This is a genomic window from Mucilaginibacter rubeus (assembly GCF_003286415.2).
Taxonomy (GTDB): Bacteria; Bacteroidota; Bacteroidia; order Sphingobacteriales; family Sphingobacteriaceae; genus Mucilaginibacter; species Mucilaginibacter rubeus_A.
On record NZ_CP043450.1, the window covers coordinates 1361464 to 1382224 of the forward strand.

Consider the following 20761-nt stretch of genomic DNA (forward strand, 5'->3'; position numbering starts at 1 on the left):
TTACTTTTCCATAAAAGAAATATCATTTAAGAAACTTATTTTTGAGGCGTAACCCGGCTATATATATCGGGTTAGTAGACATTTAAATTATGTGGTACAGCAACATACTTGATACCATTGGCAATACGCCGCTGGTAAAACTGAATAAAGTAGCAAAGGACATACCTGCTACTGTTTTAGCCAAAATAGAAACAACCAACCCCGGCAACTCCATTAAGGACCGTATGGCCCTTAAAATGATTGAAGACGCCGAAAAAAGCGGTAAGCTTAAACCCGGCGGAACCATTATTGAAGGCACATCGGGCAATACCGGTATGGGCCTTGCAATAGCTGCGGTTATAAAAGGTTACAAATGTATTTTTACCAGTACCGATAAACAATCAAAAGAAAAATTTGACGCTTTGCGTGCTTTTGGTGCCGAGGTAATTGTTTGCCCTACCAACGTAGAGCCGGAGGATCCGCGTTCGTATTACTCGGTATCATCGCGCCTGGAGCGGGAAGTTCCTAATTCGTGGAAACCTAACCAGTATGATAACCTGAGTAACTCTCAAGCGCATTATGAATCAACTGGTCCGGAAATATGGGAGCAAACCGAGGGTAAGATCACACACCTTATTGCAGGTGTTGGCACGGGCGGTACCATATCCGGCATTGCCCGTTATCTGAAAGAGAAGAACCCGGCCATTCAGGTTTTGGGGATCGATACTTATGGCTCGGTATTCAAAAAGTACAAGGAAACAGGTGTTTTTGACAAAAACGAGATCTATCCATATATCACAGAAGGTATTGGCGAAGATTTTCTGCCGCAGAACGTTGATTTTAGCCTGATTGATCATTTTGAAAAAGTGACCGATAAAGATGCTGCCCTCATGACCCGTGAAATTGCCCGTAAGGAAGGAATCTTCTCCGGTAACTCTACCGGTTCGGCAGTGGCAGGCTTGCTGCAAATGAAGGATAAGTTTAAAGAAGGTGATGTGGTCGTGATCATTTTCCCAGACCATGGCACCCGCTACCTCGGCAAAATGTACAATGATGACTGGCTGCGCGACCGCGGTTTCCTGAAAGATGAAAAGCTAACCGCCCGCGATATCATCAGCAAAAAAGATGTACAGGAGATCATCACCATTGATTGCGAAAAGAGCGTACTGGAAGCTATCAATACCATTAAATCGCTTAATATCTCGCAGATCCCGGTTACGCAAAAAGGCATGGTTATAGGCAAGATCACCGAAAGCGATATCCTCGATTCGCTGATCGAAAACCCATCGATTAAGTCACAGCCAATCAAGAACATTACTACCGCGCCGTTTCCGTTTGTTGATCTGAACACTTCAATCGACAGGATCTCGGCCATGATCAATAAAGATAACATTGCCGTGCTGGTTGAAGGTGAACAAGGCAAAATTGAGATCATTACCCAATATGATATTATAAACGCTATTTCCGCCTAAGAGGTTAAAGGTTAAAGGCGAAAGGTTAAAGGTAGCTGCAGTTTGCAATGTCCTTTAACCTTTCCCTTTTTAAGACCTTTTACCTTTATCCTTTCGCCTTTCACCTCAACATTACTCCAACCGCTTCTTCGCCAACTCCGGGCTATACCTTTGATTTAAGCGGTAATTTGGTGTAATGATAAACACAGCTGTTCCTTTTTCGCGGGCGAGTGGATTGCTTACTTCGCCTACTTTGGTAAAGCTGCCTATCATATTGCCGGCCACAAATTCTTTAATGTTTTTGCCGCCGCCATCATCTATATAGATCAGGTATTTGCATTTAAGGCTGTCGGGTGCCCAAAGGGTAAAGCTGCTGTTCAGCGATATTACATTGGGATAGCCGTATTGCTTACGATAATGATGTATGGCGCCGGCTTCACCGTAGTTATCGGCATAAACTAAGGTCTGCTTCTGATCGTCAGGACTGAGGCTCTTGTAGGCTTTATCCACCAATGCAGCCATATCATCCCAGCCCAGCATATCGGCGTAATCCTGGGTGGTGGCATGCTTTTTACCATCTTCCCAGATCATTGAAAAACGAACAGGCGGCAGGTGCTTATCCGCAAAGCGAAAAAACGCCAGGGTTTGATCCATCGGTAATATTGGTAGTAAAATAGGCAACAATAAAGCATTGGGCAGTGTAAACAACACGATTAAAGCGGTACGCAAAACATAACCATTTGTTTTTAATAAACGCTCAAAACCGAAAGCCCCTGCAGCAAACAACATGGGGTAGGCGCCAAATATGTAATAGCTTTTGCCATCCATCATCAGTAAAAAAAAGAAGATGAGGGCATAAGCCAGCGCCATGAACTGAAAATTACGCAGCCTGAACGAAAATATCAGGAATGCGAGCCCATTAAGCCATATAAACAATGCAACGCCGTTGACCAACAACTGCTGTTTAATAAAGTCGGTTGGAGTAATGTAGTCAAGTTGCTGTTCACGCAGGTTTTTCATGTGCGTAAAAACCGGCATGTGATGGTTTATTTGCCAGATAAGATTGGGCAGTACAATAGCCACTGTTATCATGACAGCGCCAAGAATATGCTTGTTGAATAGTAGTTTACGTTGTTTACTGATCAGTATGCCGATAAGGAGCGATGCTGCAAAAAACAGCATGGTGTATTTGGTTAATATACCAAGACCAACAGCTGCCCCGAGCCAGTACAGGTACCTTACATCGGTAGTGTTAAGATATTTTACCAAGAGCCAAACTGTTAGCACCCACCAAAACTGATCAAAAACCACCGGCTGAAAGAGATATTCACTTGCTGCAAAAGCAGGGGCGAAGATGAGCGATAAACAAGCAAGTGTTATGGCAAACTTTTTTCCGCCAAATTCAATTACGATAAGGCCCGTAAGCAAAACAATGAGCCCGCCAAACAGGGTAGGGAACAGCCTCGCGGCAAAAACCGAGTTGCCAAAACAGGTAATGGAAATTTTTGCCAGGATGGCTATAAACGGTGGTACCTCCTTGTATCCCCAATCCAAATGATCGGCTAATACAAGGTGCAGAAATTCATCACGATGAAAACCGAAATGCGATATAGCGAAAAGGTTAAGAACTACTTTAATAAATACAAATATCAGTACAAAATAAACGTAGGTAGATTTCCGGTTTTTGTAAGGCATTGTTTATATAATGGTTTTTTAAAGGTAATATTTTGAGGCGAAAGGCAAAAGGTTAAAGGCGAAAGGTTTTTAAAAGAAAAAGGTTAAAGGATGCCACGTTATGCAGCTACCTTTAACCTTTGACCTTTCGCCTTTAACCTTAAAAGCTTAAATACGGGTTATATCAGCACCTAAAGCTTTAAGCCTGGTATCAATGTGCTGATAGCCGCGTTCAATTTGTTCAATATTGTAAATGGTTGATTGACCTTGTGCTGAAAGGGCGGCGATCAGTAATGAAACACCTGCGCGAATATCGGGCGAGGTCATGGAAATACCACGTAATTTAACCTGGTTGTCCAAACCGATAACAGTAGCACGGTGCGGATCGCAAAGGATGATCTGGGCACCCATATCCAGCAGTTTATCCACGAAGAATAAGCGGCTTTCAAACATTTTTTGGTGAATCAGTACCGAGCCTTTTGCCTGGATGGCAACAACCAGCACAATGCTCAATAAGTCGGGCGTGAAGCCCGGCCATGGCGCGTCGGCAATGGTCATGATACTGCCGTCAATAAAAGTTTCAATTTCGTAATGCTCTTGGGCCGGAATAAAAATATCATCGCCTCTAAGCTCCAGTTTAATACCTAAACGTTTGAAAACATCGGGGATCATGCCCAGTTCTTTGTACTGAACATCTTTAATGGTGATTTCAGAACCGGTCATGGCAGCCAAACCAATGAATGAGCCAATCTCGATCATATCGGGTAATAAGCGGTGCTCAGTACCGCCCAGTCGTTCAACACCTTCAATAGTTAACAGGTTTGAACCAATTCCGCTAATTTTAGCGCCCATACGGCTCAGCATTTTACAAAGCTGCTGCAAATATGGTTCGCATGCAGCGTTATAAATGGTAGTAGTACCTTTTGCGAGTACTGCAGCCATTACCACGTTGGCTGTACCAGTTACAGAAGCTTCATCCAGCAGGATGTAAGTACCTTGCAGATTGGAAGCATCTACATTAAAGAAACCATTTTCGGGATTGTAATTGAATTGGGCACCCAATTTTTCAAAACCCAGAAAGTGGGTATCCAACCTGCGGCGACCGATTTTATCGCCACCCGGTTTAGGGATTGATGCCTTGCCGAAACGGGCCAGCAGCGGGCCAACTATCATGATAGAACCGCGTAGGCCACCACCTTTTGATTTAAATGCCTCAGACAAGAAAAAATCCTGGTTGATATCTTTGGCTTCGAAGGTATAAGTATGTTCGTTTACGCGTTCAACAATAACGCCCATATCGCCAAGCAGCTCTATCAGCTTGTTTACATCCTTAATGTCAGGGATGTTGCTGATGGTTACTTTTTCTTCGGTAAGCAATACGGCAGATATAACCTGTAATGCTTCGTTTTTTGCACCCTGCGGGGTTATTTCACCTTTTAGCGGTTTGCCGCCATTTATTACAAATGCGTTAGTCATGCGGAGTTTCGGATAATTGATAAGATCACCAATGATAAACTATCAAAGCTATGATCGGTTTTGCCAAATAATTTATTGGGGCAAAGATTAGAAAATTAATGCAGATAAAATAAAAGGCAGATGGGATTTATCGCTAATGCTATAATACAAAAACGCCATTGCTGTAGGGTACCAAACAATCACGAACTATACAGGGTATACCTGCTGATTGGTGATTGCTTCGTACCTCGCAATGACGCGTTTTTCTTAATTATGCGGGAATGCCCCCGAATTAATATTTTTTTGAACCTCCGCCGTTGTTACGGTTACGATTGTTTTGGTTATTGTTGCGATTTTGGTTGTTGTTTTGCCTGCCGCCGCTGCCGCCACCACGATTTTGATTGTTTTGGTTGTTGTTGCGACCGCGATTGTTGTTGTTGTTGCTGTTTTGCTGAAAGTTGTTAGGACGGAAATCAACACGGTTAAGATTAACGTTATCCTCCAGTTTCAATGTGCCGCCTGATAAAGCGTACAAATCAGACAGGATACTTTCGTCACTTACCGAATCTTTGTTCCATTGTACATAGGCCATTTTCATGAAATTGGCAATGGCCTGTATCATGTGGCGCTTACGATCAGGTTCTTCAATCGCTTTAGCCTTTTCAATCATCAGCTCAATGGTTTTGCCATAGTGTTTGTATTTAATACGCTGATTAGGGTAATTTAACGGTGCGGGCTTAATATGCACAGCCTCAGGCGATGGTTTTGGGTACGGCGAATCCACATCAATCTGGTAATCAGAAATGATGTGCAGGTGGTCCCAAAGTTTGTGTTTAAAATCGGCCACATCGCGCAGGTGAGGGTTAAGGAAACCCATCAGGTCAATAACTACCTGTGCGTAGCGGTTACGTTCTTCTTTGGTTGGCAGCGCTACAATATATTTAACCATATTTTGTACGTTGCGGCCATATTCAGACAGGATCAACTTGTTCCTGGTTGAGTTATAATCAAAATTTGCAGGCGTGTTTTCTTTAGCCATGTTAATAATTTTTATGAAGATTTGAAAGTTAGCCAGACAAATTTCCCTGATTGGAAGGGCAAAAGAGGCTAAAATTGAATTGTTACTTGTATTGAAGTAATGCAAATATAAACTAATACTTATAATACGCAAATTACGTTGGTTAATTGTTGCAATTATTTGTTTTATTTTAGCTTTTAAACATCTACAATTTGGAAAATCAGCAAATTACCATCACACATATAGATATATATCGCTTCAGTATTCCCATGGAGCCGTTCACTATTGCCACAGGAACCTTGGCGCATGCCCAAAATGTTTTTATCCGTATACATACCGATGCAGGCTTTTACGGCGTTGGCGAATGCTCCGCCTTCCCGATGATTGTCGGCGAAACGCAGGATACCTGCCTGGTAATGGCACGCGAGTTTGCCCGGTTATGGAAAGGTAAAGACGCTCTTGATATTGAAGCCCGGCTTCAGGAGCTGCACAGCTTCACCGCCGGCAACACCACCATAAAAAGTGCTTTTGATAACGCGCTGTTTGATATAGCGGCAAAAAATGCAGATATGCCCTTGTACCAGTTTTTAGGAGGCGAGAAACGCACTGTTGAATCTGATATTACTATAGGTATAGCCGGGCATCATACCATGGCTTTAAAAGCGCTTGATTTTAAGGCTTCCGGTGCTAATATTTTAAAAGTGAAGCTTGGCAAAAATGTTATTGAGGATGTAGAACGCGTTCAACAGATCCGTGAAGCGGTTGGCCCTGCTATGAAGATCCGTATTGATGCCAACCAGGGCTGGAGTTTTAACGAAGCTGTTTTTGCACTACAGTCGATAGCGCAATATGATATTGAATTTTGCGAACAGCCAATACGTACCTGGTATGACGACCGGTTGCCGGAATTGATGCAATTATCGCCGGTTAAGATCATGGCCGATGAAAGTGTGTATAATCATCATGATGCCCGTAAGCAGATCAATGCCGGCGCTTGCCACTATATCAATATAAAAATGGCTAAATCGGGCGGTATTTATGAAGCTAAAAGGATTCATGATGTTGCTGCTTCATATGGTATTCCCTGTATGATGGGAGGTATGCTGGAGAGCCGCATAGCTTTGAGCGCGAAATTACACTTTGTATATGCCAGTCCTAATATCCGGTTTTATGATATGGATACTTGCAAATTAGGCCACCTGGTTGATCCCTGTGTAGGCGGGGCCATGTACGATGGTTATCACCTGACCATTGATGATGCTCCGGGTATTGGTGCCGATGCCGACGAAGCCTTCCTGGCCGATTGTGAACGTTTTACTATTTAACCAATGCTAATCAGAAAAGCTACCATTGAAGACCTGCCTGTTTTGCTTCAGTTTGAACAGGGAATTATAAGCACCGAACGCCCGTTTGACAGTACACTCAAACCGGATCCTATTAGTTATTACGATCTGAAAGCATTCATATCCTCGTCCGAAGTAGAAGTTTTGGTTGCCGAAATTGACGGGGAAATAGCAGGCAGCGGATATGCCCGCATCAAAAAGAACCCGGATAGCTACTATGATTTTGAAAAATATGCCTATCTGGGGTTTATGTACGTATTGCCGCCACATCGCGGTAAGGGGATAAATCAGGCTATTATTGAAGAGCTTAAGAAATGGGTAGCAGAACAGGGACTGGCCGAAATAAGGCTTGAGGTTTATAACGATAATACTGGTGCCATCAAAGCCTATGAAAAGGTAGGTTTTGAAAAGCGGATGATTGAGATGAGGATACGTATATAAAAAAACGAGCCGGTATTTTGTTTAATATACCGGCTCGTGAGTGATGTCATAAATATTTTATAACAGGGGCTTTCGTTTCCATTTGTTTCCGCTTAAGGTTTTGGCGGTGGTGTTTTTTTCCTGTTTGGATGATTTTGGATCGTGCAACTGCTTTGATGCATCGGTCTTTTCTTTGTCCAATTCTTTAGTTGCCATGGTTGTTTGATTTTGTATGATTAGATAATATCATAAATTTATTATTTGTTTTACGCAAATCAAAAAATAACCACGGTTAACTTGAAAATTAAGGCTTCACGGCATTATTCCGATAACTCAGCAAAATATTTGTGAAACAACGGAATGGTTTCAATGCCCTTATAATAATTGTAAATATCATATTTCTCATTAGGCGAATGCAGCGCATCGCTATCAAGCCCGAAACCCATTAATACGGTTTTTAAACCAAGTTCGGCCTCAAACAGGGCTACGATAGGAATGCTGCCGCCGCCACGGGTTGGGATAGGCTCTTTACCAAATGATTCGGCAATGGCTTTTTGCGCCGCACGGTAAGCTACGCTATCGGTAGGGGTTACCGCAGGTTCGCCGCCATGATGAGGCGTTACCTTAACTTTAACGTAAGGAGGCGCGATGCTTAAAAAGTGATCGGTAAAAAGTTTAGTTATAGCTTCTGATGTTTGGTTGGGTACCAAACGCATAGATATTTTGGCATTGGCTTTTGACGGCAATACCGTTTTTGCGCCTTCGCCAATATAACCACCCCAAATACCATTCAGCTCAAGGGTTGGACGGGTGCCTGTACGCTCAAAGGTGCTATAGCCTTTTTCGCCCCAAAGCTCAGTAACGTCAAGGTCTTTTTTATATTCGGCTTCATCGTATGGGGCGCTGTTCAGGGCGGCACGTTCTGCTTCTGTAAGCGGCACTACATCATTATAAAAGCCAGGGATTGTGATGTGATTGTTTTCGTCGTGAAGTGTGGCAATCATTTGCGCCAGGATGGTAATTGGGTTGGCGACCGCGCCACCGTAAACGCCGGAATGCAGATCGCGGTTAGGGCCGGTTACTTCAACTTCAAGATAGGATAGGCCACGTAAGCCGGTTTCGAGCGAAGGGTGCTCCATGCTGATCATCGATGTATCGGAGATCAATACAACATCGGCTTTCAGTTTCTCCTTATTGGCTTTAACAAAGATGCCCAGGTTTGAGGATCCAACTTCTTCTTCGCCCTCAATCATAAATTTGATGTTGCATGGAAGCGTGTTGGTTTGCATCATCAGCTCAAAAGCTTTTACATGCATGTAAAACTGGCCTTTATCATCGCAGGCGCCGCGGGCATATATTTTACCATCCCTAACAGTTGGTTCAAATGGAGGGGTTTTCCATAATTCCAGCGGATCGGGTGGTTGTACGTCATAGTGGCCATAAACCAGCACAGTAGGCTTTGACGGATCTATGATCTTTTCGCCGTATACAATGGGGTACCCGGCGGTTTGGCAAATTTCAACATTATCTGCTCCTGCATCGCGGAGTCTTGCTGCCACATAATCGGCAGTTTTTAGTACTTCTGGTTTGTATTTTGGGTCGGCACTAACCGATGCTAAACGTAACAGGTCAAATAACTCATCAAGTAAACGCTGTTTGTTTTGCTCAACATATTGCTTTATGTGCTGCATAATATTATGGTTTGCAGCAAATATAGCTAATTAGGTCATTGTAGTCATTAGGTCATTGCGTCATTAAAAGGATGAAAGTTTTAACAAAATCCTTATGGATGACTGGCAAATATCTTTTTAGGTTATTATCAATCTGCAGATCCTAAGTCCTTTTTAGGGGCGTCGGCAGCCTTGGTTGAAAATCCTGGTTTCTCGATTTTTATTTTAACCACTTCTTGTTTAGCTTCTTTATGAGTTAACGAAACTGCGGTAAGCCCTGTTGCTATTAAAACCGCTGCTGCTATGATGAATTTTTTCATGTTGTTAACTTTTTATGATGAATTGTATTATAGTTGAAGAGGGCGATTATGCCATGAAATCAGCAGAACCTAAATCTCTTTTTGGGCCAGGACCAGATTGAGCAAAGTCAGCAGAGCCCAAGTCACGTTTTGGCTGAGGACCGAAAGCAAAGTCAGCAGAACCTAAGTCACGTTTTGGCTGAGGGCCGAAAGCAAAGTCAGCAGAACCCAAGTCACGTTTTGGTTGAGGACCGAAAGCAAAGTCAGCAGAACCTAAGTCACGTTTTGGCTGAGGACCGAAAGCGAAATCAGCAGAACCTAAGTCACGTTTTGGTTGAGGACCGAATGCGAAATCAGCAGAACCTAAGTCACGTTTTGGCTGAGGACCGAAAGCAAAGTCAGCAGAACCTAAATCACGTTTTGGTTGAGGGCCGAAAGCGAAGTCAGCAGAACCTAAGTCACGTTTTGGTTGAGGACCGAAAGCAAAGTCAGCAGAACCTAAATCACGTTTTGGTTGAGGGCCGAAAGCGAAATCAGCAGAACCTAAATCTCTTTTTGGGCCAGGACCAGATTGAGCGAAATCAGCAGAACCTAAATCTCTTTTTGGACCAGGACCAGATTGAGCGAAATCAGCAGAACCTAAATCTCTTTTTGGACCAGGACCAGACTGAGCAAAATCAGCAGAACCTAAATCACGTTTTGGTTGAGGGCCGAAAGCGAAATCAGCAGAACCTAAATCTCTTTTTGGACCAGGACCAGACTGAGCGAAATCAGCAGAACCTAAATCTCTTTTTGGGCCAGGACCAGATTGAGCGAAATCAGCAGAACCTAAATCTCTTTTTGGACCAGGACCAGACTGAGCGAAATCAGCAGAACCTAAATCTCTTTTTGGACCAGGACCAGACTGAGCAAAATCAGCAGAACCTAAATCTCTCTTTGGACCAGGACCAGACTGAGCAAAATCAGCAGAACCTAAATCTCTTTTTGGGCCAGGACCAGACTGAGCGAAATCAGCAGAACCTAAATCTCTTTTTGGGCCAGGACCAGACTGAGCGAAATCAGCAGAACCTAAATCTCTTTTTGGCTGAGGACCACGAGCAAAATCAGCAGAACCTAAGTCACGTTTTGGCTGAGGACCGCGAGCAAAATCAGCAGAACCTAAATCTCTTTTGGGTTGAGGGCCACGGGCATCGGCAGAGCCTAAATCACGTTTTGGTTGAGGGCCGTTGGCGGCATTTGCTATAGTAGCGGTTGATAATATGGTGCTTAATGCTAAAGTTGCTATCAGTGTTAAATTTTTCATGATGTTTTAAATGTGTGGGGGTACTTAAATATTTTTTTTGTTGATTATCTCTGTTGTATGTTGTTTCTTGTTTTATCAGTCGGCGCTGCCTAAATCTCTTTTAAAGCCGGTTGTTAGTGAGTTTACCGGTGCAATCACAAGTTTTTCTTTGCTTTCGTTTTTGCTTGTAGTTGATGATAATGCACCTGCGCTAAGCACTACTGTTGTTATGAGGATGAATTTTTTCATGTTGTTTTATGTTTATGATCGTGAATAGATAAATCAGTCAGCACTCCCCAGGTCTCTTTTGTAGCCGGTTGTAAATAAATGAAGGTTAGCAAACTCAACTTTAGGGCTTTCTTTTTTGCATGATGAGATAGCTCCTGTAAACAGAACTGCTAAAGCGATGGTGATTATTTTTTTCATGATCGTATGATATTATCGATGTTGAATTTCTGTATTGATTTTTTAATTGATCTCAGTCGGCACTTCCCAGGTCGCGTTTAAAACCTGTTGGTGTTTTAGTGAAATTGACAGCTGTTGGCTGTGCATCTTTTTTTGCCGATGATGACAAAACTGATGACGGTGACAGTACCCCGGCGCCTACGGTAAGGAGTACAAAAAACACTGTTTTTTTCATATTGATTAATTATTGTATTTAATATTCTATTTTTTAAATTAATACGATAGTAAATATTTAATAAAACTCGTTAAGCTTATTTAAAGCTTATCACAAATATTTCAAAACCCGGATTTTACTCTCTGTTTTTTTAAAATGCTGTGTTATTTAAATCTTAAATAAATGTTATCTGTTTCGTATTTTTACACTGTTAATTATTCGGTTAAATTACTAATTTTAAATGTTATATCATTTGTGTTAGTTGCTTGCAGAGTATACAATTTATTGCACGTTTTTCACATTATTTCACTTATTTGATATACAAACTATAGTCAATATTGTATATTTCATGTATATATTGAAATATTATTGTAATTGGTTATAATCTGCTCAATGCGGTATGGGATAATTGTTTTTTACGTATTTAATACGCTGTATATCAAATATTTAACACTGCAAATATAAATATGTTTTTTAATTAGTTTGAAAAAAATATAAAATAATTTTCCACAGTGTTTTTTATTCTTAACATTAAATATAATTCAGCATTATTTTATAACTTTCACCCCAACAGAACGTAGAAGTTTTTTGATGAAAAGAATCGGTACATTTATATTATTCATTTTATTATCATTAACGGTATACGCGAATGATATTAATGATGTTGCCGCTACCGATACTAATGAGGTTATATCCATAAATGCAAATGCATATAAAAACAGGTTAACTAACCCCGAGCAAACCGTTCAGGATGCTAATAAGGCACTCAAATTATCAACCAAACTCAATTACATTAACGGTATTGCCGAAGCTTATCGTGTTATTGGTATAGGTAAATACTATTTAGATCAGCCCGAAAAAGCTATAGAAAACTACCTTAATTCGCTTTCATATTTTACCCGTAATAATAACCTGAAGGGTGAGGCGAGCGTTTATAATAACATTGGTATCCTATTCAGGGACCATGATTATGAACGCTCTCTTGATTATCTTAATAAAGGGTTGGAGATAGCTCAAAAAATAAATGATGCTAAGCTGCTTGGTTCATTGTACCTGAACATAGGTAACGTTTACACGCGTAAAAATAACCTGTATATGGCGCTTAAGTTTTATGATAAAAGCTTCCCCATATTTCAAAAACGCAAGGACAGTATTAACATGATCCAGTGTTTGCAAAACAGGGGTGTTATTTATTTTAAGCTTAAAGATTATGATAAGGCGCTAAGTTTATTGCTTGAGGCCAACACTGGGGCAAAAGCTGGCGATTTAAATGAATCCGTAGCCAGCGTTGACCTTACGCTTGCAGCGCTTTATATGGCCAAAGGTGATTTTAAAAACGCGGAGAAGATGGTGCAGGAGGGCACTGCCTATACCCAATTGGTAAAAGATCCAAAACTTGATTACGATTATAAATATACTACGTACGAACTGGAGTATAATAAAAAGAATTACGCCCGCGCGGTAAATTTATTGAGAGAAATTTATACCCAGGATAGTACAACCTATAAAACCAACGTATCGGCACAAATGAATTTGGTTGAGGCTAAGCGCAGGCAGGAAGAGCAGCTAAAAGAGAATGAAAGAATTGCCGAACGCCAGGCTTATGACCGGTCGAAGTTTTGGGCTGTAACTGTAGTTGCGGGTTTGTTGCTGGTAGTAATTGGGTTGCTTATAAGCAATGTGAAACGCAAGGCCAAAACCAATGCCCAGCTTACGCTTTTAAATGGTGAAGTATCGCGGCAAAAAGATAACCTTGACCGTATAAATCATCACCTGGAAGAGATTATCGACGAGCGTACCAAAGATCTACAGCTAAAAAACAAAAAGCTTTCGGAACATTCATCTTATCTGTCGCATCAGATCAGGGGACCAATAGCAACACTTCGCGGCTTAATTAACCTCGAAAAAGAAGGCCTGGTTGACCAGGCCGAATGTTTGGATATGATGGATAAGTGTGTATCTGAAATTGATGAAAAGATCATCGAAATGAGCGATATGCTGCATAACCCACCCCGGGTTTAATACGCAAAATGCACAGGTAAATTTGAATGTATCTGTGCTTCAATAAGCCCCAGGTATATACAATACCACGATATCATTTGTAACACCAGCAATTGCCTGTGTTGGTTGTAGCCCTGAGTTTCAAAAGCCAGTGTTTCACTGGCTGATGTTACAAAAAATCTTACCTCTCCTTTGCTTGGTTTAAAACGAGCCTTCAGTAAATCAAAAGCTTTAACTTTTAGTTTGCTTTTGGGATCATGGATGATGCCATCACTCAGGTTTTCGTTTTTTGATATAGAGATAAGATAATTTGACATACGCTTTTTATTTATACCCGTATGCCACAATTATTACTCCAAAACCTTTATAAAGCGCTCATTATCGATAAATTAGCGAATACAATAAAATGAAATTTATTTAAATTTCGTTTTATTAAATAATGTTAACTGGTATTTAATGGAAGCCGTTTGGCTGGATACTAATACGAAGCAAACAATATACACTATCGATAAATTGTAACATTTTCAGCACACAATTACATGGCCACTACGGCCTTGTTACGTAGCTCTTCATAAAGTAATATAACCTTACGTTGTAAATTGGCAATTTCCGATTCGCGGTCTATTAGTTTTTTTTGTGCTACGCTCAAGCTCGAAGGTTTCGTATCAACCTCTTCACTATCGAGGGCAAGCAGGTGTACTACATTCACATCAAAAATATTAGCGATTTGTTCCAGGCGCGATAAGTTAATATCGGTTACACCTGTTTCAATTTTTGAAAATGCCGGAATTGAGATGCCCAAACGGTTGGCCACATCTTCCTGGCTCCATCCATGTTGGTGGCGTAATGTCCGGATGTTTTTACCAACGGATTTGTTTGTCTTCTTTTTTACAGTATCACTCATGTTCAATTAATAATTAAGGGAAAGGACACTGAAGACAATCCAAATGGTATGCCATCATTAAATTACCTTTAAATTAGTGTTATAAAGGCAATTTAATGATGGGGTGTGGAAATGCCTGGGGAAGCAATTCCTCAAAGTAGGGATTTTTAACTCTTGGTTTATGTTTACTGGAGAATGTAAAGCTTCGCGAATTTTAGTAATAATTGCTTTTGACCAATCTCCTTAAAGAATATGGTAGCCTTAATATCGGGCTTATTACCCTCCAGTGAGATCACTTTACCGAAGCCGAAACGTTCGTGCTCAACCTCCATACCTACCTGCAAATTAGAGGTGTCAGAAGGTTTGAAATTGGCTGAAGGTACGTGAGCCTTTGTCAGTATAGAAGTGGTTTTTACAGGCGCGGCAGCAGCCGGCTTAGGGCGTGAAAAGCTGTCGGGTTGTTTGTCGCGGCTCCATGCTTTGCGCTCGTCGTCAAACGGATTACTGGCCGATGATGGTTTTGCGGTGTAGTCAAGCTCAAGGAATTTAGCGTCAATTTCGTCTAAAAAGCGGCTTGGCTCGCAATTAATCAAGGTTCCGAACTTGAAACGCGAAGTAGCATAACTAATGTGCAGCTTACTTTCGGCACGGGTTACGGCTACATAAAACAGGCGGCGCTCCTCTTCCAGATCACTACGTGAGTTAAGCGACATTTGCGACGGGAAAAGATTTTCCTCCAAGCCTACAACATAAACCTGCGGAAATTCAAGACCTTTTGATGAATGGATAGTCATGAGGGATACCGTATCAGCATCCTTGTTTTTATCCTTGTCATCGTTAGTTAATAAAGCTACATCCTGCATGAAAATATCAAGGCCTTTTTCCTCAATATCCTCACGTTCCGAAAACTCTTTAATACCGTTTAAAAGCTCCTGGATATTTTCGTAACGGTTAAGGCCTTCCACCGATTTATCTTCGTAAAGATCCTTCAATAAGCCAGAATGTTGGGCTACATATAAGGCCGATTCATAGGCTGATTTGGTTTTGGCCAGCACCTGGAAACTCTGGATCATGGTAGCAAAATTGGCTACCGCGCCGGAGATTTTACCTTCAAGATATTTACCCGGTTCAACTATTACCTCCCATGGGGTTATGCCGTGCTGATCGGCTGCTACAATGATCTTATCAACCGAAGTATCGCCAATGCCGCGTTTAGGATAGTTAATAACGCGTTTTAAGGCTTCCTCATCATTGGGATTAAAGGTGAGCCTGAAATATGCTATCAGGTCCTTAATTTCCTTACGCTGATAAAATGAAAGCCCTCCGTATATCTTATAGGGGATGCCCAGCTTACGCAAAGCCTCCTCCATAGAGCGTGACTGCGCATTGGTTCGGTAAAGTATAGCAAATGCCGACCATTTAAGCCCGTTCGAGCTACGGTCCTGCATAATAGCTTCAGCTACTATTTTGCCTTCCTCGTTATCGCTGAAGGCACGCATAACCTTGATCTTATCGCCCGATTCTTTTTCGGAGAAAACATTCTTTTTAAGCTGATCTTTATTATTGCGGATGATGCTGTTGGCTACATTTACAATGTTTTGAGTTGAGCGGTAGTTTTGCTCCAGCTTAAATACCTTCAAATCCGGATAATCCTTTTCAAAGTTTAAAATATTCTGAATGTTAGCGCCACGGAAAGCGTAGATACTTTGAGCGTCATCGCCCACAACGCATAAGTTTTCGTTAACGGCAGCCAGCTTTTTAACAATCAGGTACTGCGAAAAGTTGGTATCCTGATACTCATCCACCATCAGGTACTTAAACTTATGTTGGTATTTATTAAGCACATCAGGGTGCAGCTTCAATAACTCGTTGGTTTTGTACAACAAGTCGTCAAAGTCCATAGCTCCTGCGCGGTAGCAGCGGGTGGCATACATCTCGTAGATCTTGCCCATTTGCCCGCGACCGCTTGAAAAGTCATCGGCCTGGATCTGTTCGTTCTTGTTATACTCCTGCCACGAGATCAGGTTATTTTTTGATGCCGAGATGCGGTTGAGTACAAAGTTCACATTGTACAGCTTGTCGTCGAGGTTCATTTCCTTTAAAATGGCCCTTAAAACGCTTTTGCTATCGTCGGTATCGTAAATGGTAAAATTGCTTGGGTAGCCAATTTTTTCGGCTTCAACCCGTAAAATTTTGGCAAACACCGAGTGGAAGGTGCCCATCCAGATATTTTTGGCTTCGGTACCCACCACATGGGTGATACGCTCGCGCATTTCGCGGGCGGCCTTATTGGTAAAGGTAAGCACCAGTATATTAAACGAATCAACACCTTTACGTATCAAATGCGCCACGCGATAGGTAATAACACGTGTTTTACCCGATCCGGCACCGGCAATAATCATTACCGGTCCTTCAGTTTGTTCAACCGCTGCCCTTTGTTCGGGGTTTAATCCCTGTAAATAATCCAAAATCTTTTCCTCTTTCTATGAGGCAGCGAAATTAAGGTTTTGGGCTGAAAGGGGAAAGGATTTCGGATATCGAATTTGAGATTTCGGAATTATTTTGGAAAATTGAAATGATGAGTGTCTGACATAATTTTGCGATCGGACTATGCTCTTAAGCTACTCTTAATTCAAAAACTTATTAATAGTCTTCACCAGCTTATTTACATCAAAAGGCTTAGGGACAAAGGCATCATAACCAAAGTTAACCAGGGCTATGGCCTGTTCATGGTAGGCAGAGATCAGGATTACGGGGATGTGACGGGTATCTTCGTTACTTTTAATCAACTGGCAAATACGACCGCCGTTGAGGCCTGGTAGCATATAGTCGGTTAAAACAAGGTCGGGGTTGTAGTTTTTTACGGCTGCAATAATATCATCGGTACGGTTAAGTCCGGTAACCTCAAAGTCATGGAAAGTGAGCACTGTTTCCAATACCCTTAAAATTTCGGCATCATCTTCAATTATGAGTATATTTTTCGCCATAGATAAATGCTAATTGATGTTTGATTTGCTATTAGCTTCTTAATGACACAAATAAACAAAATGTTTTATAATTAAAAATATTCCTATTGTGTTTAATTTGAGTGGATATGGGAATATATTATTGGTATCGACCTTATTAACAGTACGATATAGCGGTATTGTACCTGTATTTTATCTTTTTGTAAAGATAATTGTTTTGATGTTTATTTCGTTAAAGTGATTGATAATTAGTTAAATGGGGCTGTTTTAATTATAACGGGCAGTATAATTGGCCGTTTTGTATCCGTGAGATGCAACTCATTGAAAGTTAAGGTGTCATTTATGGCATAACCTGATAGATATGATTTGCAAAATGAAAACTAAATTTCGCCCCGGTCGGCTGATGCTTTTGATGTTTTTTATTGTTGTCGCAAACCGAAGCATTGCTCAATCTGCCGATAAATCGGAAGGTGATAATAGTGTTATAATGCCTCGGAATGATGCCGACACACTCGGTAATAATGCGACGGCGTTTATGCCTCCGGCAGATCCTTTAAAAAATGCCGGAATTATTTATGATGAAGATAACGCGGACAATCAAATAAAAAATGGCGCGCTGAAGATCGCTTCAAAAAAATATAGCAAGCTTTATGCCGCCGGTAAACTGGATGAGCTAATGATTGAAAACCGCTTTGGCGAGGTTAAAATAAACACCTGGAACCGTAGCGAGTTTAGTGTAGAAGTACAGGTAAACATTTACGCCGATAAACAAACGGACGCCCAGGGCTTTTTAAACGCCATTAATATAAGTGACAGCAGGAGGGAAGCGCTTGTATCCTTTAAAACTATCATTGGGGATAATGGAATTAATAATGGCAATGTTTTATGGAAAGGAGAAGATAAGCCCCGTATCAAGAAAATCGAGATCAATTACATCGTTTTTATGCCTGTGAAAAACGCGCTCAGCATAATCAATAACTACGGCACAACTATTCTACCCGATTTTGAAGGGAAATTGATGTTGAACAGCCTTTATAGTAACTTGAAGGCAAAAAGATTGATCAACCCGCTCAACTACGTAAAGGTAAACTTTGGCGATGTCGATATTGAAGGCTTTAGCGGTACCAGGCTGGAGGTTTTACACGGCAGTCTTGACCTTAATGAAGGTAGCAATTTCAGCGTAAGCGTTAGCTATGGTCCGGCACGGATAGGGAAGATCTATTCTTCGGCTACTATTGATGCGAGATTTGGCAAGCAATTCAGGATTGAAGACATCGACAAAAACATAAAAACATTGCATGTAAACGCCGCTTACACCAGTGTGCAGGTAGGCCGAATTACCGGGGTAAATGCCAATTGTGATGTGAGTACCTACTACGGAACCTTAAACAACAGCGATCCGCAAATCACGTTAACGAGTGATAAGTCGCCCGATAATCAGGAGAAAAGCTACAAAGGCCGTTTGGGTAAAGGCGATGCGAACCGGAATATTGTAATTAAAACAAACTTCGGCCGGGTTAATTTTGATTAAAGCAAAGACACAAAAAGGCGATGAGCTCAAACACTCATCGCCTTTTTTAATTCTTTCTAATCTCTAATCCCGGAAAATCCGAAATCGAAATTCCCAAATCCGAAATCAAAATCATTCTCCCCTGTAAACGTTGTTTTTCAGGTCAACATCGGGTAGTTGGTGATCCGGGTCAATCTCCATGCTTTTAATGGCCGATGTTGATGGATATTTAAATTTCCACACACCATCACGCTGCCAAATATTTACCGGCAAATGAAGGATTTCCGTTTTGCCGTTAGCCTGAACAATTTTAAGATCAACAGGCATGGCCACTTTTTCGTTATTAGTCAGGGTGATCATCGCGCCATTGGCCGGGTTGCCCTTAATGTATGTTACCGAACTAATAGCCTGGTCAAGCTTCCAGGTGGTAAAGAACCATGATTTCCAAAACCAGTTCAAATCTTCGCCGGTGGCATCATTCATCGCCCTGAACAGGTCATAAGGCAGCGGGTGTTTAAATGCCCAGTTTTTTACATACTCGCGGAAAGCGTAGTCAAAACGTTCGGGGCCAATCACTACATTTCTTAAGATATCTAAACCTAAAGCGGTTTTAGTATAATACTGACCGTAATCATTTAGACCAATAGCCTCAGGAGCGGTCATTAGCGGGTCTTTGCTGTTGCGGTAACCAGCCAGTACATTTTGTGCCGAAGTGCTTCTTTCAATATACTCGCCGTTGTTGAAAGCTTTGGTGGCATACTCGTTAATGAACGTGTTAAAACCTTCATCTTGCCACATGTATTTGCGCTCGTTTGAGCCAACTATCATCGGGAACCAGTTATGGCCAATTTCATGAGTAACGTCGCCCCAAAGGTCGGCTTTTTTAAGGTTGCTCAGGCAGAAGATAGCACCCGGATACTCCATACCCAAAGCCACGCCTGATACGTTCACTGCCGAATTCCATGGATATTCAAAGTATAGGTTTGAATAAATCTCCATGCTGTTTTTCAGGTACTCGGTTGAACGGCCCCAACCATCATTACCCGAACTCTCAACCGGGTAAGCAGACTGTGCAATGCCTTTACGTCCTGAAGGGAAGTTAACCCTTGCGGCATCCCAGATAAACGCATCTGAAGCGCCCCAGGCAATATCACGACTATTTTCCATTTTAAAGTGCCAGGTAAGGGTGCCCTTAAACGGACGTGTTGCGCCTTTGCCAACTTCGGATGCGCTGATGATAGTTACAGTTTTATCGCTGTTGCGGGCTTGCTCCAACCTTTTTAATTGGGTAGGTGTAAGTACTTCTTCAGGGTTTTGCAGATCGCCTGAGCCAACTACAATTTTATTTGCAGGGGCGGTGATGTAGTAATCAAAATCGCCGTATTCACAATAAAACTCGCCTAAGCCCATATAAGGCAGCGTGTTCCATCCTTCCACATCATCATAAACGCACATGCGTGGGTACCATTGGGCAATTTCATAAACATAGCCCTGTTTAAATTTTTTGCGGCCCATACGGTCGGCACCATAAAAAGGGATAGCAAAATCATAATTTACCTTGATTTCTATTTTTTCGCCTTTACCATCCATTGGGGTATTCAGGCGTAGTTGCATGCGGGCATCGGTAATAATCGGCTCAACTTTATAAGTTTCGCCTTTATAAGTAATATCAACAGAAGCAATATGGTAGCCACCTCTGCTAAAACCGCGAACATCAAACCTGTCGCCGGTATATGGCGTAACCGCCGCTCCGCGCGAATCCGGTTTAAAAAGATTTTGATCTAACTGCAGCCACAGGTAATCAAGTTTATCGGGACTGTTATTAGTATAGGTGATTTTAACTTCGCCGGTAATGGTGGTGTCTTTACCTTCGTTAAGCGAAGCTTTAATCTGGTAATCAGCTTTATTTTGCCAGTAAGCCGGCGAAGGTTTGCCGGCAGCAGAGCGTGTGCCACCGCTGGTAACCGGCCAGGTAATAGGGCCAAAAAGGTCCTGATGGTTATATTTAACAGTGTCGGAGTTTTGTGCCGATGCCGTTCGCGTTAACGGCATTAGCGCTACAGCGCATAATAAATAATTCAGTTTTAAACAGTTCATCTTAAATTTTTGACAATAAGGGGGCAAATAAAGGGAAATAATTTGTGAGTTTGGCAATTTAAAGTGTCATAAAGCCTGTGTATTAGTGATTTTA

The 20761-nt window shown here is 41.7% G+C and carries 20 protein-coding genes; 5 read left to right on the plus strand and 15 right to left on the minus strand.

The window, feature by feature from the left end; genetic code table 11:
• The first annotated feature begins 89 nt into the window (after positions 1 to 89).
• Positions 90 to 1451 (plus strand): pyridoxal-phosphate dependent enzyme, encoded by a 1362-nt coding sequence (locus DEO27_RS05630; protein WP_112574021.1) that lies wholly within the window; start codon positions 90 to 92, stop codon positions 1449 to 1451.
• Between the two features lie 111 nt (positions 1452 to 1562).
• Here the strand turns inward: DEO27_RS05630 and DEO27_RS05635 are convergent, their stop codons facing one another.
• The 3 genes from DEO27_RS05635 to DEO27_RS05645 form a co-directional block, all read right to left on the minus strand.
• The gene (locus tag DEO27_RS05635) at positions 1563 to 3125 is read right to left on the minus strand and encodes an ArnT family glycosyltransferase (RefSeq protein ID WP_112574020.1); all 1563 of its coding nucleotides are present in this window, start codon (positions 3123 to 3125) and stop codon (positions 1563 to 1565) included.
• A 147-nt stretch (positions 3126 to 3272) separates the two neighbouring features.
• A complete protein-coding gene (murA, locus tag DEO27_RS05640; protein ID WP_112574019.1) occupies positions 3273 to 4580 on the minus strand; it encodes a UDP-N-acetylglucosamine 1-carboxyvinyltransferase in 1308 nt (435 codons plus the stop codon).
• A 271-nt stretch (positions 4581 to 4851) separates the two neighbouring features.
• Positions 4852 to 5598: a DUF4290 domain-containing protein gene (locus tag DEO27_RS05645; RefSeq protein ID WP_112574177.1), complete on the minus strand. Its 747-nt coding sequence runs from the start codon at positions 5596 to 5598 to the stop codon at positions 4852 to 4854.
• A gap of 206 nt (positions 5599 to 5804) precedes the next feature.
• On the opposite strand from DEO27_RS05645, the gene DEO27_RS05650 reads away from it, so the two are divergent.
• Positions 5805 to 6902, plus strand: coding sequence for a mandelate racemase/muconate lactonizing enzyme family protein (locus DEO27_RS05650; protein ID WP_112574176.1), 1098 nt, complete (start codon positions 5805 to 5807; stop codon positions 6900 to 6902).
• A 3-nt stretch (positions 6903 to 6905) separates the two neighbouring features.
• On the plus strand, positions 6906 to 7361 hold the full coding sequence (locus DEO27_RS05655; RefSeq protein WP_112574018.1) for a GNAT family N-acetyltransferase: 456 nt from the start codon (positions 6906 to 6908) through the stop codon (positions 7359 to 7361).
• Between the two features lie 57 nt (positions 7362 to 7418).
• Here DEO27_RS05655 and DEO27_RS31315 read toward each other — a convergent pair whose 3' ends face one another.
• From DEO27_RS31315 to DEO27_RS31335, 7 genes are all read right to left on the minus strand, one after another.
• The gene (locus DEO27_RS31315; RefSeq protein WP_190295329.1) at positions 7419 to 7556 is read right to left on the minus strand and encodes a hypothetical protein; all 138 of its coding nucleotides are present in this window, start codon (positions 7554 to 7556) and stop codon (positions 7419 to 7421) included.
• 104 nt (positions 7557 to 7660) lie between these two features.
• Entirely contained in the window at positions 7661 to 9031 is a 1371-nt protein-coding gene (locus DEO27_RS05660; protein ID WP_112574017.1) for a dipeptidase, read from the minus strand.
• Positions 9032 to 9159: 128 nt separating this feature from the next.
• Positions 9160 to 9330: a hypothetical protein gene (locus tag DEO27_RS31320; RefSeq protein ID WP_190295330.1), complete on the minus strand. Its 171-nt coding sequence runs from the start codon at positions 9328 to 9330 to the stop codon at positions 9160 to 9162.
• Between the two features lie 46 nt (positions 9331 to 9376).
• On the minus strand, positions 9377 to 10612 hold the full coding sequence (locus DEO27_RS05665; protein ID WP_149301869.1) for a hypothetical protein: 1236 nt from the start codon (positions 10610 to 10612) through the stop codon (positions 9377 to 9379).
• A gap of 75 nt (positions 10613 to 10687) precedes the next feature.
• Complete coding sequence (locus tag DEO27_RS31325) at positions 10688 to 10840, minus strand: hypothetical protein (protein ID WP_190295331.1); 153 nt, start codon at positions 10838 to 10840, stop codon at positions 10688 to 10690.
• Positions 10841 to 10873: 33 nt separating this feature from the next.
• Positions 10874 to 11017 (minus strand): hypothetical protein, encoded by a 144-nt coding sequence (locus DEO27_RS31330; RefSeq protein WP_154402382.1) that lies wholly within the window; start codon positions 11015 to 11017, stop codon positions 10874 to 10876.
• A 52-nt stretch (positions 11018 to 11069) separates the two neighbouring features.
• Positions 11070 to 11231 carry a hypothetical protein gene (locus DEO27_RS31335; protein WP_190295332.1) on the minus strand — a complete coding sequence of 54 codons (162 nt, stop codon included), beginning with the start codon at positions 11229 to 11231 and terminating at the stop codon, positions 11070 to 11072.
• 570 nt (positions 11232 to 11801) lie between these two features.
• Between DEO27_RS31335 and DEO27_RS05670 the strand changes: the two genes are divergently transcribed.
• Positions 11802 to 13232: a tetratricopeptide repeat protein gene (locus DEO27_RS05670; protein WP_112572255.1), complete on the plus strand. Its 1431-nt coding sequence runs from the start codon at positions 11802 to 11804 to the stop codon at positions 13230 to 13232.
• Here DEO27_RS05670 and DEO27_RS05675 read toward each other — a convergent pair.
• From DEO27_RS05675 to DEO27_RS05690, 4 genes are all read right to left on the minus strand, one after another.
• The gene (locus tag DEO27_RS05675) at positions 13229 to 13528 is read right to left on the minus strand and encodes a hypothetical protein (protein WP_146750050.1); all 300 of its coding nucleotides are present in this window, start codon (positions 13526 to 13528) and stop codon (positions 13229 to 13231) included. The genes DEO27_RS05670 and DEO27_RS05675 overlap by 4 nt on opposite strands.
• 218 nt (positions 13529 to 13746) lie before the next feature.
• Positions 13747 to 14115: a helix-turn-helix domain-containing protein gene (locus tag DEO27_RS05680; RefSeq protein ID WP_112572251.1), complete on the minus strand. Its 369-nt coding sequence runs from the start codon at positions 14113 to 14115 to the stop codon at positions 13747 to 13749.
• A 164-nt stretch (positions 14116 to 14279) separates the two neighbouring features.
• Entirely contained in the window at positions 14280 to 16562 is a 2283-nt protein-coding gene (locus DEO27_RS05685; protein WP_112572249.1) for an ATP-dependent helicase, read from the minus strand.
• A 159-nt stretch (positions 16563 to 16721) separates the two neighbouring features.
• Complete coding sequence (locus tag DEO27_RS05690) at positions 16722 to 17081, minus strand: two-component system response regulator (RefSeq protein WP_112572247.1); 360 nt, start codon at positions 17079 to 17081, stop codon at positions 16722 to 16724.
• A 352-nt stretch (positions 17082 to 17433) separates the two neighbouring features.
• On the opposite strand from DEO27_RS05690, the gene DEO27_RS05695 reads away from it, so the two are divergent.
• Positions 17434 to 18591 carry a hypothetical protein gene (locus tag DEO27_RS05695; protein ID WP_112572245.1) on the plus strand — a complete coding sequence of 386 codons (1158 nt, stop codon included), beginning with the start codon at positions 17434 to 17436 and terminating at the stop codon, positions 18589 to 18591.
• Between the two features lie 111 nt (positions 18592 to 18702).
• Here the strand turns inward: DEO27_RS05695 and DEO27_RS05700 are convergent, their stop codons facing one another.
• Entirely contained in the window at positions 18703 to 20667 is a 1965-nt protein-coding gene (locus DEO27_RS05700; RefSeq protein ID WP_112572243.1) for a M1 family metallopeptidase, read from the minus strand.
• Positions 20668 to 20761: the final 94 nt, after the last annotated feature.